The organism is Paenibacillus septentrionalis, assembly GCF_042659865.1.
GTDB lineage: Bacteria > Bacillota > Bacilli > Paenibacillales > Paenibacillaceae > Pristimantibacillus > Pristimantibacillus septentrionalis.
On sequence record NZ_JBHSTE010000003.1, the window covers coordinates 668,576 to 683,886 of the forward strand.

Consider the following 15,311-nt stretch of genomic DNA (forward strand, 5'->3'; position numbering starts at 1 on the left):
CATCTACTCCTTAATGTTCTACTAGCATTCATGTAATAAACCGTTAATATAAAATGCTAATGTATTTGTTTGATATGAATCTGTAATTCTTTACTTAGATCAAGATAACGATCGCTAATTTGTATTAGCGGACGGATGGGTTCGTTTGCATTTATCATCAAGATAATCCCTTCACTCCCATCCGTTAATTCAACCGAATGCCCAATTAAGGAATTCATTATTTTTTCTATAAATAGCTTTGTTATCGCAGGATCTAATATACCAAAAGCATCATTTCTTATCTGAAAGAGTACTTCATAGAAGGGTGACGGGTCACGATAGGTTCTTTTTGAAGTCATTGCATGAAACACATCGGCAACTGACACAATACGACTAAAAAGGTCTATTTTTTCTTTTTTTATACCAAACGGATATCCGCTGCCATCCATTCTTTCATGATGCTGAAGCGCTACAAGCGCCTGTCGATGCGTAACTCCTACAGTTTTTTTTAATAATTCATATCCAAGCACCGTATGGCTTTTCATCACTGAAAACTCTTCTGGAGTCAATTTTTCCGGCTTGATCAAAATTTCCGACGGGATCAACATTTTACCCACGTCGTGTAGTAATGCGGCAGTAGTTAATTGAAGCAGTTCATTTCGCTCCAAGCCCATCCAGTTGCCAATAAGATTAGAAATAGCACCAACCGCTACATTATGTCGATATGTATAGTCGTCCTTAGATTGCAACGAAGCAAACAATGTAAATAGTGGGTTCCCTTGAGTAGCAACATCCTGAATAATGGGTATAACATTTTTCCGGAAATTAGATAGTGAAATTTGCCTAGTTTCACGTACTTCTTCAAATAAATGACCTACTTCCAGCACCGCTTCGTTAATAATATTGGTATTATGATCATGTTCCATATTGGCATATGGACCAATTGAAGTTATATCAGAATGTGTTAATTCAATCTCATGCAGCTCTAGTATTCTTATATGCTCTCGACCAATAATCGTTGACGCAGGAACTAACAGGACACCTCTGTTGTTAACGATATCTTTAGTTAGTTTACTTCCAATAGCGTCTTGAAGGGACAACATTGGATAATCCAACAAATAACCTCCACTCAACTAAAATAAATAGCAGTTTTATTATTCCACACCGATCTGAACAATTTCTCTACATGAATATTTGACGTTCGACAGAGGCGCCAAGTGAAGAATTTTTAGAGAATTGGTTGATATTAAAGAGGAGGTTAACTTAAGCCAAGGAGGCGTTAAAATTAGATGCTCTTGGTTTAACTATTGAGGAGATGATTGTATAATTGTTATAACAATTGAATAATATGATAAGGAGGAATTCTAATGAATAGGATGATAGAGATGGAAAGAAAAGTGACCAAATTTGGCAACAGTCTCGGTATAACCATGACTGACGCTCTAAAGCAAATAGGACTCGATCAAGGGGATTTAGTCAGCATTGATGTTAATCCAACAACAGGAGAAATCATAATTAAGAAATCAACAAAAGTATCCTTACCTGAAGGAGTAAGCACTGACTTCATGGATACTTTGACAGATGTCATAGAAGAATACGATCAAACGCTTAAAGGACTTAAGGACAGATGACGCAGACTCGTTATTTATACGTCCAGGAAGTGATAGCTATCAATGTAGCCATGATTCAACGCTATAGTCCAGGTGAAACAATAGGAGTTAAAGAACCCAATTTGCTTGAGTCCGCTGTCCATCGACCACAATCTTCTGTCTTTGGCGAAGATGCTTACCCCACCATTTTCGACAAAGCTGCGGCCTTGTTCCAATCGCTTGGTCAAAACCATCCATTTCATAATGCAAATAAACGAACTGCTTTCACAGCACTAGTTATATTCTTACGTTATAATGGCCTTCACTTTAAGATGGACTCCAAGAAAGCTGAGGACTTTACAGTAGATATGGTTAATCATCATTTTGACTGCAAAGAAGCTGCTGCGATTATTGAGACTCACTGTATCACGAGCCCAAAATAATACAAAACAAAAACACCATCCTCATGCGGATGGTGTTCATCATGGTGGAGGCAAGGGGATTTGAACTCCTGTCCGAAGACTACGCCACCAAGTCACAGTTTTAATGTCGGCAAAGCAAACACCCCGTAACCGGCTTTCGCTAGGCCCAGCCTGATTATCTTCTTCAGCACACCCCAGGCGGAGAGCGATCGGCGTACCCCACTAATATAGGATATAAAATAAGTTCGCCCTACCTTCTCCACCAAAACTGTAATAACGATGAGGATCGTTATAATTAAGAGTATCATCAAGTATTTCCCCCCAATTAAGATGGGTTATTAAGAATGGTATTTTAATTTTATTTTTATTTTCATTTTCTTGAACATAACCATTTTTGTCATAGAAGAAATCATCGGCATTTTTCAGGCTATCATTAAGAGTTATTCCGTACAGGTCAGTCTTTTCATTTCCAAATTTGGTAAACTCCCGGTACGACTCTATTGGAAAATCTCGTATAGCACTGAACAAGTCGACAAGCCTAAAACTAGTTGCTTGATCGATTGAGAGTTGATCTCTAGCCCCAGTAACATTAATAATTACATATTCTTGGCTTTGAGTATGGTATTGAAATTGATAGTCCTGTACTGTATCAATCCCTGGGACAAGAAATTTAAATCTACCTGTAAAGGAATGTAATTCTAAATTCATCTCTTTAGGGCTGTTATATAATACAACCCTAAAGCTATCTTCCATAGATACAATCGGTATAGCATTAGGCTGACCAATTGCTTTCATAATGTCATTTGTCAGCTCTTCGGGATCAATCTCGGTAGCACGCAAGTAAGAAAATTCAAGATTTGAGTGTTTAGACTGCTCTTTCGAGTTCATTATAAATGACCAAATATATAGACTCGTCAAAAAGGTAATGATAAAAAAAATGATTATTACAGTAATCTTCTTCTTTTTATTACTCATATTAAATCTCCTATGGAAAACCGATTTAGTTCCCCGAAGCGTTAACTTGTGTCACACTTAAATCACTTATATCGATGAGATACTATCAGGTGAAAATGTATATAAATACCACTTACTGTACATTATACAACAACCATCTTTTTCATGTGTTTTTTGTTAATAGTTGTTAACCTATAGTTTTCTACAAGCAAAACCACGATCAACCTTTCTTCAATTTCAATTAAAGCTCTAATTTAATCTGAGCAGAAAAGTATTTTGTATATATTATTTATTTTCTCAGACAAAACAAAAACACCATCCTCATGCGGATGGTGTTCATCATGGTGGAGGCGAGGGGATTTGAACCCCTGTCCGAAGACTACGCCACATAGGCCTCTACGGGTGTAGTCACAGTTTTAATGTCGGCAAAGCAAACGCCCCGTAACCGGCTTTCGCTAGGCCCAGCCTGATTGTCTTCTTCAGCACACCCCAGGCGGAGATGTGTCAGCGTATCCCACTAAAGTTGAGCCCTCATCCCGGTACATGGGCGATACAGAGCGAGAGCACGCGTGCAGGTTATTAAGCTGCTACAGCGTAAGAAGTTTGTTGTTTGCCATTTAATAGGCTTTAGCGTTGATGAAGTGGACGCGTCCCCACTACCCGCAACCCATGCTCGTTCAATCCCCGTCGAATCCATAAACGCCCCCTAAATGGCTTGTGCTCAGCTATTGCTGGAGTCAAGCAGATAAGGGCGCTTGCTTCTTCGCGAAGTAAGCACGGATTAAATGTTCAGCATCACGATCTAGCCACCGACTACATCGATCTGCTTTTTAGCTCATCACGTCGATCAGCTATGAACCTAGTATAACATGAATGTCATCACATTACACGTTGCAATCGCTGGAATTAAGCGAAAAAATTGCTAACGAGCAACCTTCTGCTTTTCACGCAATATACGTTGAATATCGCGCTGTGAATCGCGCTTTGCAGCGGTCTCTCGTTTATCATATTGCTTTTTACCTTTTCCTAGACCAATTAAAAGCTTCGCATAGCCATTTCGAATATAAATTTTCAACGGCACAATGGAATAGCCTTCCTGCTTGGCTTGACCATACAGCTTCGCAATTTGCGACTTATGCATCAGCAGCTTGCGTGCACGAGTCGGATCGGATGGATTATGAATATTTCCTTGCTCAAATGGGCTGACATGCATGTTGTGAATAAACATCTCGCCATTACGAATCGTCGCAAACGCATCATTGATGTTGGCGCGGCCGTTACGAATTGACTTGATCTCTGTTCCCGTTAGCACCATACCCGCTTCGAAGGTTTCTTCAATGAAATAGTCATGGGAAGCCTTCTTATTTTGAGCGAGTGGCTTATCGTTTTCCTTTTGTTTTCCCATGCTCTTCACCTCTCAACACAATCTCATGGAATACTATTGTAGCAATTTACGCCATTTAAATCAAACTTCAAATATGTAAATTCCAACGAGAAAGACCGCCCCACCTACAGGTAAAGGACGGTCTTTCGCACAGGCAGTATTCACCAGTTAGGCTAATTAAAGCTTAACAACGTTTTCTGCTTGTGGTCCGCGGTTGCCTTCAACTACGTTGAATTCAACTTGTTGGCCTTCTTCAAGAGTTTTGAAGCCGTCGCCTTGGATAGCGGAGAAGTGTACGAATACATCGTTACCGCCTTCAACTTCGATAAAGCCGTAGCCTTTCTCAGCGTTGAACCATTTTACTGTACCTTGTTGCATGTGAAATAGCCTCCTTAAGAAAAAAATTAAATAATATGCGCCTATTTCGTTGTAAAACAAAAAATTCACACATTGAAAAAGGTTCATTTGGAGCTGATGATACCCTTTTCAATATGTGAATTCAGGTAGTTCATATCAGATAGCTTGAGTTTACTATAGGAATCGGGAAATTGCAAGAGAATTTGCTCTTTCCCGATTCAAAAAAAGGACGACCGTTAATCGTTTACAAATTGCTCACCGTCCACTTTATTTCTTGCGAACAAAGGAAGCCATTGCCTTTTTAGCCTTCGTCTTTTTCTTTTTAGCCTTCTTAGCAGTTAATGAAATTCCACTGCCTTCAGAAGATCCACCGTTAAAAACACCACTGCTGGAAGTTTTTTTCTTGCGCTTTTTATTCAAAGCGGGGCCACTTCCACCGCGTGCTTGCGAGCCTTGCTTGCCCTTCTTGTCAGACTTTTTTTTAATGCCTGCGTCAAATGGATTGGAGTAATAAGGATCGTTCTCCGAGCTACGGATAAACTCGCCACGGTTCTCGCCTGAATCTTCATCCTCAAAATCAAAAATCAACGGCTGCTCCGCACTCCATGGATTCCCTTCTGCATTAGCACTCGTACGCGGACCACGCTTAAAGTCCTTGCTTCTGCCTCGACCACCACGCGTATCTTCCTTAGGCTTTCGACCACCCTGACCAGCCTTGCTTCTAGTTCCGCCAGCACCATCACTCTTTCCGTAGCGTCCTTCGCCTTCTTTGCGCTTAAAACGTGGCGCTCCAGAATGACTGCTGCCACCCTGCTTTACAAATTCAAAGTCAATCGTATGATCCGCCATATTAACACGGCTTACGATGATTTCAACCTCATCGCCAATCCGATAAATTTTCGAGGTGCGCTCACCAACCAGAATCATATGCTCCTGATGAAAATGGTAATAGTCATCGGTCATATCTCCGAGTCGAATCAAGCCTTCAACGGTGTTATCCAGTTCAACAAACAAGCCAAAGCTTGTCACACTGCTAATAATACCGGTATACGTCTCTCCCACTTTATCCAGCATGTATTCGCATTTTTTCAAACGATCCGTATCGCGTTCAGCTTCCACGGCAACACGCTCGCGCTGGGATGAATGCTGGGCAATATCCTGCATACGTGCGCTTAGCGCATCATGACGCTGAGGCGAGAGTGTACCGCCATTTGAGATCACTTCTCGCATTATGCGATGGATAACAAGGTCTGGGTAACGACGGATTGGAGAGGTGAAGTGTGAATAATACTCAGCAGCAAGACCAAAATGGCCCAAGCTTTGTGAATCATACTTCGCCTGCTTCATTGAACGAAGCAGCATCGTTGAGATAACGGTTTCTTCCTTCGTACCGTTAATGCTCTCAAGCAGCGTTTGCAGCGCTCTTGGATGTACCGAATTGCCCTTGCCTTTAATGATGTGACCAAAATTCGCAGCGAAGGTCATAAAGGTTTGCAGTTTTTCTTGATCGGGATCCTCGTGAATTCGATACAAGAACGGCACTTTGAGCCAGTAGAAATGCTCCGCTACCGTTTCATTGGCAGCTAACATGAATTCCTCGATTATTTGCTCAGCGATGGTACGTTCACGCTTCACGATATCGATTGGCTTGCCTTGCTCATCGACAATAATTTTCGATTCTTGAAAATCAAAGTCTATGGCACCGCGCTTCATCCGCTTGCGGCGCAGACCCATCGCCAGCTCTTCCATTAGCTTAAACATATCAAGCAAGGAAGCGTACTTTTCTTTAAGCTCTGTTTCCGGATTCTCTTCGTCAGCAAGCAATATCTTCCTAACATCCGAATAAGTCATTCGTTCAGTCGTGCGAATGACACTTGTAAAAATGTCATGGCGTACCTGCTTCAACGTTCCCGCTTCAAATTCCATCTCGCAGCTGAGCGTTAAACGATCAACCTTCGGATTCAATGAACAGATGCCGTTGGATAAGCGGTGAGGCAGCATCGGAATAACGCGGTCTACTAAGTAGACGCTTGTACCTCTGCGAAAGGCTTCCTGATCAAGCGCAGAGCGCTCCTTCACATAGTAACCAACATCGGCAATATGAACACCAAGCAAGTAATTACCGTTTTCAAGACGCTTCACATGAACCGCATCATCAAGGTCCTTCGCATCTGCGCCATCAATCGTTACGATGACTTCATTACGCAGATCGCGTCTTCCTTGACTTACGATTTCATCCTCTGTAATGACCTCTGGGGCTGCAATCGCTTCAGCCATAACCTCCTCAGGAAAATGCTCAGGAAGCTGATGCTTGCGAATGATCGACAGGATATCGACGCCAGGATCATTTTTATGTCCCAATATTTCAATAACTTCACCCTCAGCTGCAGAGCGACCTTCGGGGTAAACCTGTATTTTTACAACAACCTTTTGGCCACTTACGGCACCCATTGTTTTCGCTTTAGGAATAAATATGTCTCGATTAATGCGCTGATCGTCTGGCATAACGAAGGCGAAGGATTCATGGTCCTCAAGCACGCCCACGACCTGAGTAATCGCCCGCTGAACAACACGAACAACTTCCCCTTCCATACGGCCGCCGCTTTCGCTTTTGCTTGTAATGCGAACAAGAACAACATCACCATTCATGGCACTTTTCAGATCATTAGCATGCAGGTACACATCTGGATGCTCGCTGTCATCTGGAATGAGGAAAGCAAATCCTTTGGCATGTGCCTGCACTGTACCCCGCAATAAATTCATGCGCTCTGGCACACCGAATCGTTCATTGCGTGTACGAATGATTTTGCCTTGCTCCTCAAGTGCGACAAGCATTTTCAAAAAGCTCTTAAACTCCGCTGCATCCGTAATATTAAAATGCTGCTCAAGTTCAGAATAGGTCATTGGCTTATAGGCAATTTCCTTCATAAATTCGAGCAGTTGGCTCTCGTTTATCATTCCGTGTTCTCCTTTATCGCTCATATTTTTAGCTCATTCGACCGTTTAATTTAAGTATACACGATTCATTCGAATCGCATCCCTTTTATGTATAAGAAAACAAAAAAAGCGAGGAAACCCTCGCTTTTTAATGTACGTTACCGTTATTGATTAAGAAAATACGAAACAACTAGCGCTAAAATAAAGAAGCCAGCTGCTAGAGCTACAGTTAGACGCTCTAGAAATAGATCTAAACCACGTGCTTTTTGTTTTCCGAAAAGATGCTCCGCACCGCCCGAAATTGCGCCAGACAAGCCTGCGCTTTTTCCTTTTTGAAGCAATACAGCTGCAATCAAGCCGATAGCGAATACGATAAGCAAGATTCTAAAAGCAACTTCCATTTCTTCCACCTCCAGCATAGCACTCCATACAAAAACAGATAATACGATTATATCACACCACAGTTTACGATACAATAGTCCAAGCCTTACCAAAGCCTTGTATCCGTTCTGTTCATAAGCTACTAATACTGGTTTTGATATTTCTGACCATTATTCATGCCATGAGTACCGCTTTGATACTGGCCAACATCAGCTCTAGCTTGACCTCCACTTGCTTGCAAAATTTGCGTGACGTATTGAAAATTCATTTGAGCATCCTCTAACGCTCGTTGCAAGTGCACCTGCTGTTCAATATACATAACTTTATCCTTTAAATTATTAAGCTGTGGAAGTATTCGTTTGTAATCGATAACACCGTGCTCAAGCAAGCAATCTGATCGTCCTTCCTTAACTGACCGTAGATGAAGAAATTGTGTTCTAGATTCGTACCGATTATACACCTCAACAGGATCATGACCATTCATGTAAATTTTCCCGATATCAAGCTCTAGTCTTATTTGGTGCTCGTCGAGATTTTCTATAATTTGATCGATAACAAACCGATCGCTATCTACTGTCATAAATTCTCTTGAGAAATTGTGAAGTACAAGCTGAATCTTGTGATTGGCAGCTATTTTAGCAAGTGTTTTCAACAGCTGCTGCAAGAATACAACCTCATGCTGCTTTATTTTTTCCCGTATCGGGAGCCATGGAATCACAATATTGCGAGAGCCGACCTCTGCAACAAATTGGGCAGAGCGTTCAAAATCCTTTTCTATTTTCTGTTCATCATAGATTCGAAGCGGTACATGGACTGAAGGAATAACTAAACCTATTTTTTTCGTTATTTGGCGAATGGCACCTGGACTGAACGAATAATACCCAACAAGTTCAATGGCATTGTAGCCAATTTTTTTGATTTTTTTCAATGTCGTTATCAAGTCATCCTCTGCGACATGCTTGACTGCATACATTTGTAAACCAATTTGATATTCCTCCACAGCAAACCTCTCCTTGCTTCTTTCTCTTCGCCTTCATTATTGCCCACTTAAGCAAATTCATTCGGAATCGAAAGAAAGCTGCCTTGTACGGACTGCACAACGAAAAAGCTCCATGCGGCTCTAAATCCGAGCGCATGGAGCTTACTAAGCTAAGCTTTATATCATATAGACAGCAGCTTATTTGAATTTTTTAAGGTTGTAGAACGCCGTTTTGCCAGCGTATTGAGCAGTTGAACCAAGTTGATCTTCGATACGAAGCAATTGGTTGTATTTCGCAACGCGATCTGTACGAGAAGGAGCACCTGTTTTGATTTGCCCAGCGTTAGTCGCAACAGCAATATCAGCAATTGTGCTATCTTCAGATTCACCAGAACGGTGAGAGATAACTGCTGTGTAACCAGCACGTTTAGCCATTTCGATTGCATCGAATGTTTCAGTAAGTGTACCGATTTGGTTCACTTTTACAAGGATAGAGTTACCTACGCCTTTTTCGATACCATCATATAGACGCTCAGTGTTTGTTACGAATAGATCGTCACCAACAAGCTGAACTTTTTTGCCTAGGCGGTCAGTAAGAAGCTTCCAACCTTCCCAGTCGTCTTCAGAACAGCCGTCTTCGATTGTAAGGATTGGATATTTGTCAACCCAAGACTCAAGAAGATCAACGAACTCAGCAGAAGTGAAGGATTTGCCTTCGCCTGCAAGCACGTATTTGCCATCCTTGAAGAACTCAGTAGAAGCAACGTCCATACCAAGGAATACATCTTCGCCTGGCTTGTAACCAGCGCGCTCGATTGCAGTGATAATTGTTGTAATTGCCTCTTCGTTAGATTGAAGGTTAGGAGCGAAACCACCCTCGTCACCTACTGCAGTGTTAAGACCTTTGTCATGAAGAACCGCTTTTAGGCTGTGGAAGATTTCCGCACCGATACGAAGCGCTTCTTTGAAGTTTTCAGCACCAACTGGAAGAACCATGAATTCTTGAACGTCGATGTTGTTGTCCGCATGCTCACCACCGTTGATGATGTTCATCATTGGAACTGGAAGTACTTTTGCGTTGAATCCGCCAAGGTATGTGTAAAGAGGTACATCTAGTGCATCAGCAGCAGCACGAGCAACAGCCATAGAAACAGCTAGAATTGCATTAGCGCCTAGCTTAGCTTTGTTAGGAGTACCGTCTAGTTGAATCATTTTACGGTCGATTGCTACTTGATCAAGAGCGTCAAGACCAATGATTTCTGGAGCGATAATCGTGTTAACGTTCTCTACCGCTTTAAGTACGCCTTTACCAAGGTAACGGGATTTGTCGCCATCACGAAGCTCAACAGCTTCATAAGCACCAGTAGATGCACCGGATGGAACGATTGCACGGCCTTTGCCGCCAGATTCAAGAGATACTTCAACTTCTACAGTTGGATTACCACGCGAGTCAAGAACTTCACGTGCGTATACGTCAACGATGATAGACATTTAGTGTAACACTCCTTTTGTTTTTATACTTGTATTGTACATGTAAAAGCCTTACTTAATCAATGTAGAACCTGTCATTTCTTCAGGTTTCTGAATATTAAGCAGCGATAGCATAGTAGGCGCAATATCGGCTAAAATACCGCCTTCGCGAAGCTCGATGCCTTCTTTTGTAACGATAAATGGAACAGGGTTGGTAGTGTGTGCCGTATGCGGATTGCCATTCTCATCAAATACCATATCAGCATTACCATGGTCTGCTGTAATGATACACACACCGCCAGCAGCATGAACAGCCTCTACCACTTTACCTACGCACTCATCCGTTGCTTCTACCGCTTTAATTGTCGGCTCAAGCATGCCTGAGTGACCAACCATATCCGGGTTAGCAAAGTTAATAATAATAACATCATGCTTATCTGCCTCGATCTCGCGAACCGTTGATTCTGCAAGCTCATAAGCGCTCATTTCTGGCTGCAAGTCATACGTTGCAACCTTTGGCGAGTTAATCAATACACGTGTTTCGCCTGGAAGCTCTTTATCACGGCCACCGCTAAAGAAGAACGTAACATGCGGGTATTTCTCAGTCTCAGCAGTACGAAGCTGCGTCAAGTTGTTTTGTGCTAGCACTTCCCCAAGCGTGTTATCCAGGTTTTTAGGAGAGTAAGCAACCAGCCCGCCTACTGTCTCGCTAAACATCGTTAAGCATACGTAGAAAAGATCCTTCGGATGATTGTCGCCACGGTCAAACCCACGGAAGTCTTCATTCGTGAACACTTGAGATAGCTGAATCGCACGGTCTGGACGGAAGTTGCAGAAAATAACAGAGTCGTTATCTTCTACTTTCGCTACAGGCTCGCCCTTTTCGTCAACAACAACCGTTGGCAGGAAGAATTCGTCGAATACTTCCTTCGCATAAGAATCCTTTACAGCCTGTAATGGATTTGTCGTTTTTTCGCCATCTCCATATACAAGCGCGCGGTATGTTTTTTCAACACGCTCCCAACGCTTGTCACGGTCCATCGCATAGTAACGACCAGAAAGCGTTGCGATTTGGCCTACGCCAACTTCCGCTATTTTTTGTTCCATATACTCAACAAAGCCTGCACCGCTGTTCGGAGATACGTCACGACCATCCAAAAAGCCATGAACATATACATCGTTAAAGTTTTGACGCTTTGCTGTTTCAAGCAATGCAACAATGTGATCGATGTGGCTATGTACACCACCGTTAGAAAGCAAGCCGTAAATATGAAGCTTCTTTCCATTCTCTTTCGCATGGTTGATTGCTTTTACGAACGTTTCATTTTCAAAGAATTCGCCATCACGAATTGATTTCGTAATACGTGTAAGATCCTGATATACAATACGACCTGCACCAATGTTCAAGTGACCAACCTCGGAGTTGCCCATTTGACCTTCTGGAAGACCAACTGCCTCACCACATGCAGTTAGTGTCGTATTGGGATATTGCTGAAGGTATCGATCATAGTTTGGTTTTTTCGCTTGTGCAACAGCGTTGCCGACAACGTCATTACGAAGACCGAAACCATCCATAATAATCAATGCAACCGGTTTACGATTAGCCATATTACTTGGCCCCCTCAACAAGTGCTACATAGGAATCTGGCTCAAGGCTTGCACCGCCAACAAGCGCACCATCGATATCTTGCTGACCAAGATACTCCGCTACATTGTTAGGCTTCACGCTGCCGCCGTATTGGATACGAACTGCATCAGCTGTTGCTTGATCATATAGATCAGCTACGACACTGCGCACATAGCCGATAACGTCTTGTGCATCAGCAGACGTTGAAGATTTGCCTGTACCGATTGCCCATACTGGCTCGTAAGCGATAACGGATTGTGCAGCTTGCTCCGCAGAGATGCCTTGGAATGCTGCAACCGTTTGAGTGCGGCATACCTCTTTTGTTGTACCAGCTTCGCGCTCTTCAAGGTTTTCACCGATACATACGATAGGCACAAGGCTGTGCTTGAATGCTGCATGAACCTTTTTGTTTACAGTTTCATCTGTTTCAGCGAAGTATTGACGACGCTCAGAGTGTCCGATTAATACATATTTCACGCCAAGATCGTTAAGCATAACGCCGCTGATTTCACCAGTAAATGCGCCATTGTCTTCGAAATGAAGATTTTGCGCACCGATTGCGATAGATGTACCTTTAGCTGCTTCAACAAGCGCAGGAAGCGTCGTGTAAGGCGCACAAATCACACTTTCAACACCAGCAACCTCCGCTTTGCCCTTAACTGCTTCAAAGAAAGAAACAGCCTCAGAAACCGTTTTGAACATTTTCCAGTTACCTGCAATAATAGGTGTTCTGCTCATTTCATTCAGTCCTTTCAAAACTTTTTCGATACTTTCTAATAGCTTCCTTGCGAAAAAAGTTGCTTCTTATTAAACAGTCCTCAAGGATGTACAAGCCCTTGTGGGGTCATACATCCTTCAGAGGAGTCAATCTTATTTATCGTTAAGCGCGACAACGCCTGGAAGAGCTTTACCTTCCATGAACTCAAGAGAAGCACCGCCACCTGTAGAGATGAAGTCCATTTGATCAGCTAGTCCGAACTTTTCAGCAGCTGCTGCGGAGTCACCACCACCGATTACTGTATAAGCGGATGTTTCAGCTGTAGCTTGTGCTACGGCACGAGTACCATGAGAGAATGGCTCGATTTCGAATACGCCCATTGGTCCGTTCCATACAACAAGCTTCGAGTTTTTAATAACGTCAGCATAGATTTCACGCGTTTTCGGACCGATATCAATGCCTTCCATGTCAGCAGGAATGCTGTCAACCGCAACAATTTTAGTGTTTGCTTTAGCGCTGAACTCATCTGTTACAACGATATCAACTGGCAAGTACAGGTTTTTGCCTGCTTTTTTCGCTTTTTCAATAAACTCAAGCGTAAGATCAAGCTTGCTGCTGTCCAGAAGCGATTGACCAATTTCATAGCCTTGAGCCTTGAAGAATGTATAGGAAAGACCGCCGCCGATAATAATGTTATCTGCGATTTCGATCATTTTTTCAATAACTGCGATTTTATCTTTAACCTTGGAACCACCTACGATTGCTGTGAAAGGACGCTCTGGATTATTAAGAGCTCTGCCTAGAACTTCAAGCTCATTTTCCATTAGCAAGCCAGAAACAGCTGGCAAGTAATGCGCGATACCTTCAGTAGAAGCATGCGCACGGTGAGCAGCGCCAAATGCATCATTTACAAATAGATCAGCAAGCTCTGCAAATTGCTTTGCAAGCTCAGGATCGTTTTTCTCCTCGCCTGCATAGAAACGAACGTTCTCAAGAAGTAACACATCACCATTTTGCATATCAGCGATTTGTGCTTTCACTGCATCGCCAATCGCTTCGTTAGCTTTAACAACCGGCTTGCCAAGCAGCTCAGATAGACGCGCAGCGCTAGCTGTATGACGAAGCTCTTCAACAACCTCGCCATTTGGGCGGCCAAGGTGGCTAGCTAGAATAACTTTGGCACCTTTTTCAATTAGGTAATTGATCGTTGGCAGTGTTTCACGAATACGTTTGTCATCAGTGATTACACCGTTTTCTAGAGGTACATTGAAATCAACACGTACGAATACTTTTTTACCAGCTAACTCAGCCACGTCACGAATACTCTTTTTATTCATGGATTAGCCCTCCCAATGATTGAAATGATTATGCAATATAAAAGCAGGCGCTCTTCACAAGGAAGAAACGCCTGCTTTTAACTAACCCTGCTTACGCGCATACGTTCAGCAAGGTTATGGACCGACATCTTCATGAAGAGTCATGTCCGTCGGCTTTCTTTCCTTACAGACCTTTTGCAGCGATGTAAGCAGCTAGGTCAACTACGCGGTTAGAATAACCCCACTCGTTGTCGTACCAAGATACAACTTTAACCATGTTGCCTTCAACAACCATAGTAGAAAGAGCATCGATTGTAGAAGAAGCAGGATCGCCATTGTAGTCAGAAGATACAAGTGGCTCTTCACTGTAGTTAAGAATGCCTTTAAGAGCTCCTTCAGAAGCTTCTTTAAGAGCAGCATTAACTTCTTCAACTGTTACGTTAACTTTAAGCTCAGCAACTAGGTCAGTTACAGAAACGTTTGGAGTAGGTACACGCATAGCCATACCGTTCAATTTGCCTTTAAGCTCAGGCAATACAAGAGAAACAGCTTTAGCCGCACCAGTAGAAGATGGGATAATGTTCTCAGCAGCTGCACGAGCACGACGAAGGTCTTTATGAGGTACGTCTAGTACAGATTGGTCGTTAGTGTAAGAGTGAACAGTTGTCATCATACCTTTAACGATACCGAATTTATCGTTCAATACTTTAGCGAATGGCGCCAAGCAGTTAGTTGTACAAGAAGCGTTAGAAATAACTGTATGGTTAGCAGCATCATATTTGTCTTCGTTAACGCCCATAACGATTGTGATATCTTCGTTAGTTGCAGGAGCAGAGATGATAACTTTTTTCGCTCCGCCTTGAAGGTGAAGCTCAGCTTTTTCTTTTGCTGTAAAGATACCAGTAGATTCAACTACGATTTCTGCACCAACAGAACCCCAAGGAAGGTCAGCTGGGTTACGCTCAGCAAATACTTTGATTTCTTTACCGTTAACGATTAGCGCGCCTTCTTTAGCTTCTACAGTACCTTCGAATTTACCATGAGTAGTATCATATTTTAGCAAGTGAGCCAAAGTGTTAACATCTGTAAGATCGTTAACTGCTACTACCTCAACGTTAGGGTTGTTAAATGAAGCACGGAATACGTTACGACCGATACGACCGAAACCATTAATACCAATTTTAACCATTGTTAGTTC

The 15,311-nt window shown here is 42.6% G+C and carries 14 protein-coding genes and 1 other RNA gene; 2 read left to right on the forward strand and 13 right to left on the reverse strand.

Annotated elements, in window-relative coordinates; genetic code table 11:
- Positions 1-56: 56 nt before the first annotated feature.
- Positions 57-1,094 (reverse strand): HD-GYP domain-containing protein, encoded by a 1,038-nt coding sequence (locus tag ACFP56_RS11595; protein WP_379234551.1) that lies wholly within the window; start codon positions 1,092-1,094, stop codon positions 57-59.
- 252 nt (positions 1,095-1,346) lie between these two features.
- On the opposite strand from ACFP56_RS11595, the gene ACFP56_RS11600 reads away from it, so the two are divergent.
- Positions 1,347-1,610, forward strand: coding sequence for an AbrB/MazE/SpoVT family DNA-binding domain-containing protein (locus tag ACFP56_RS11600; protein WP_379234553.1), 264 nt, complete (start codon positions 1,347-1,349; stop codon positions 1,608-1,610).
- Positions 1,607-2,011: a type II toxin-antitoxin system death-on-curing family toxin gene (locus tag ACFP56_RS11605; protein ID WP_379234555.1), complete on the forward strand. Its 405-nt coding sequence runs from the start codon at positions 1,607-1,609 to the stop codon at positions 2,009-2,011. Before ACFP56_RS11600 ends, ACFP56_RS11605 begins: the two co-directional genes overlap by 4 nt.
- Positions 2,012-2,212: 201 nt before the next feature.
- Here the strand turns inward: ACFP56_RS11605 and ACFP56_RS11610 are convergent, their stop codons facing one another.
- The 12 genes from ACFP56_RS11610 to gap all read right to left on the reverse strand — a co-directional run bounded on the left by ACFP56_RS11610 (position 2,213) and on the right by gap (position 15,302).
- Positions 2,213-2,965 carry a hypothetical protein gene (locus ACFP56_RS11610; RefSeq protein ID WP_379234557.1) on the reverse strand — a complete coding sequence of 251 codons (753 nt, stop codon included), beginning with the start codon at positions 2,963-2,965 and terminating at the stop codon, positions 2,213-2,215.
- Positions 2,966-3,286: 321 nt separating this feature from the next.
- Positions 3,287-3,651: a transfer-messenger RNA gene (ssrA, locus tag ACFP56_RS11615) on the reverse strand.
- A gap of 215 nt (positions 3,652-3,866) precedes the next feature.
- Positions 3,867-4,349 (reverse strand): SsrA-binding protein SmpB, encoded by a 483-nt coding sequence (gene smpB, locus ACFP56_RS11620; protein ID WP_379234559.1) that lies wholly within the window; start codon positions 4,347-4,349, stop codon positions 3,867-3,869.
- A 156-nt stretch (positions 4,350-4,505) separates the two neighbouring features.
- A complete protein-coding gene (locus ACFP56_RS11625) occupies positions 4,506-4,706 on the reverse strand; it encodes a cold-shock protein (RefSeq protein ID WP_379234561.1) in 201 nt (66 codons plus the stop codon).
- A 246-nt stretch (positions 4,707-4,952) separates the two neighbouring features.
- Positions 4,953-7,643 carry a ribonuclease R gene (gene rnr / locus ACFP56_RS11630; protein ID WP_379234563.1) on the reverse strand — a complete coding sequence of 897 codons (2,691 nt, stop codon included), beginning with the start codon at positions 7,641-7,643 and terminating at the stop codon, positions 4,953-4,955.
- Positions 7,644-7,786: 143 nt separating this feature from the next.
- On the reverse strand, positions 7,787-8,023 hold the full coding sequence (secG, locus tag ACFP56_RS11635; RefSeq protein WP_379234565.1) for a preprotein translocase subunit SecG: 237 nt from the start codon (positions 8,021-8,023) through the stop codon (positions 7,787-7,789).
- A 122-nt stretch (positions 8,024-8,145) separates the two neighbouring features.
- Positions 8,146-9,003 carry a sugar phosphate isomerase/epimerase family protein gene (locus ACFP56_RS11640; protein ID WP_379234568.1) on the reverse strand — a complete coding sequence of 286 codons (858 nt, stop codon included), beginning with the start codon at positions 9,001-9,003 and terminating at the stop codon, positions 8,146-8,148.
- A 177-nt stretch (positions 9,004-9,180) separates the two neighbouring features.
- Positions 9,181-10,473 carry a phosphopyruvate hydratase gene (gene eno / locus ACFP56_RS11645; RefSeq protein WP_379234570.1) on the reverse strand — a complete coding sequence of 431 codons (1,293 nt, stop codon included), beginning with the start codon at positions 10,471-10,473 and terminating at the stop codon, positions 9,181-9,183.
- A gap of 51 nt (positions 10,474-10,524) precedes the next feature.
- Positions 10,525-12,060: a 2,3-bisphosphoglycerate-independent phosphoglycerate mutase gene (gpmI, locus tag ACFP56_RS11650; RefSeq protein WP_379234572.1), complete on the reverse strand. Its 1,536-nt coding sequence runs from the start codon at positions 12,058-12,060 to the stop codon at positions 10,525-10,527.
- Position 12,061: 1 nt separating this feature from the next.
- Entirely contained in the window at positions 12,062-12,817 is a 756-nt protein-coding gene (gene tpiA / locus ACFP56_RS11655; protein ID WP_379234574.1) for a triose-phosphate isomerase, read from the reverse strand.
- Positions 12,818-12,949: 132 nt separating this feature from the next.
- Positions 12,950-14,134: a phosphoglycerate kinase gene (locus tag ACFP56_RS11660; RefSeq protein ID WP_379234576.1), complete on the reverse strand. Its 1,185-nt coding sequence runs from the start codon at positions 14,132-14,134 to the stop codon at positions 12,950-12,952.
- A gap of 163 nt (positions 14,135-14,297) precedes the next feature.
- A complete protein-coding gene (gene gap, locus ACFP56_RS11665) occupies positions 14,298-15,302 on the reverse strand; it encodes a type I glyceraldehyde-3-phosphate dehydrogenase (protein ID WP_379234578.1) in 1,005 nt (334 codons plus the stop codon).
- Positions 15,303-15,311 lie beyond the last annotated feature (9 nt).

Bases quoted from the DNA above. Each gene is read 5' to 3' on its own strand.
- secG (WP_379234565.1), bottom strand. From the start codon at position 8,023: ATGGAAGTTGCTTTTAGAATCTTGCTTATCGTATTCGCTATCGGCTTG.
- tpiA (WP_379234574.1), bottom strand. From the start codon at position 12,817: ATGAGCAGAACACCTATTATTGCAGGTAACTGGAAAATGTTCAAAACG.
- eno (WP_379234570.1), bottom strand. From the start codon at position 10,473: ATGTCTATCATCGTTGACGTATACGCACGTGAAGTTCTTGACTCGCGT.
- smpB (WP_379234559.1), bottom strand. From the start codon at position 4,349: ATGGGAAAACAAAAGGAAAACGATAAGCCACTCGCTCAAAATAAGAAG.
- gap (WP_379234578.1), bottom strand. From the start codon at position 15,302: ATGGTTAAAATTGGTATTAATGGTTTCGGTCGTATCGGTCGTAACGTA.
- gpmI (WP_379234572.1), bottom strand. From the start codon at position 12,060: ATGGCTAATCGTAAACCGGTTGCATTGATTATTATGGATGGTTTCGGT.
- rnr (WP_379234563.1), bottom strand. From the start codon at position 7,643: ATGATAAACGAGAGCCAACTGCTCGAATTTATGAAGGAAATTGCCTAT.
- ACFP56_RS11600 (WP_379234553.1), top strand. From the start codon at position 1,347: ATGAATAGGATGATAGAGATGGAAAGAAAAGTGACCAAATTTGGCAAC.
- ACFP56_RS11625 (WP_379234561.1), bottom strand. From the start codon at position 4,706: ATGCAACAAGGTACAGTAAAATGGTTCAACGCTGAGAAAGGCTACGGC.
- ACFP56_RS11605 (WP_379234555.1), top strand. From the start codon at position 1,607: ATGACGCAGACTCGTTATTTATACGTCCAGGAAGTGATAGCTATCAAT.
- ACFP56_RS11610 (WP_379234557.1), bottom strand. From the start codon at position 2,965: ATGAGTAATAAAAAGAAGAAGATTACTGTAATAATCATTTTTTTTATC.
- ACFP56_RS11660 (WP_379234576.1), bottom strand. From the start codon at position 14,134: ATGAATAAAAAGAGTATTCGTGACGTGGCTGAGTTAGCTGGTAAAAAA.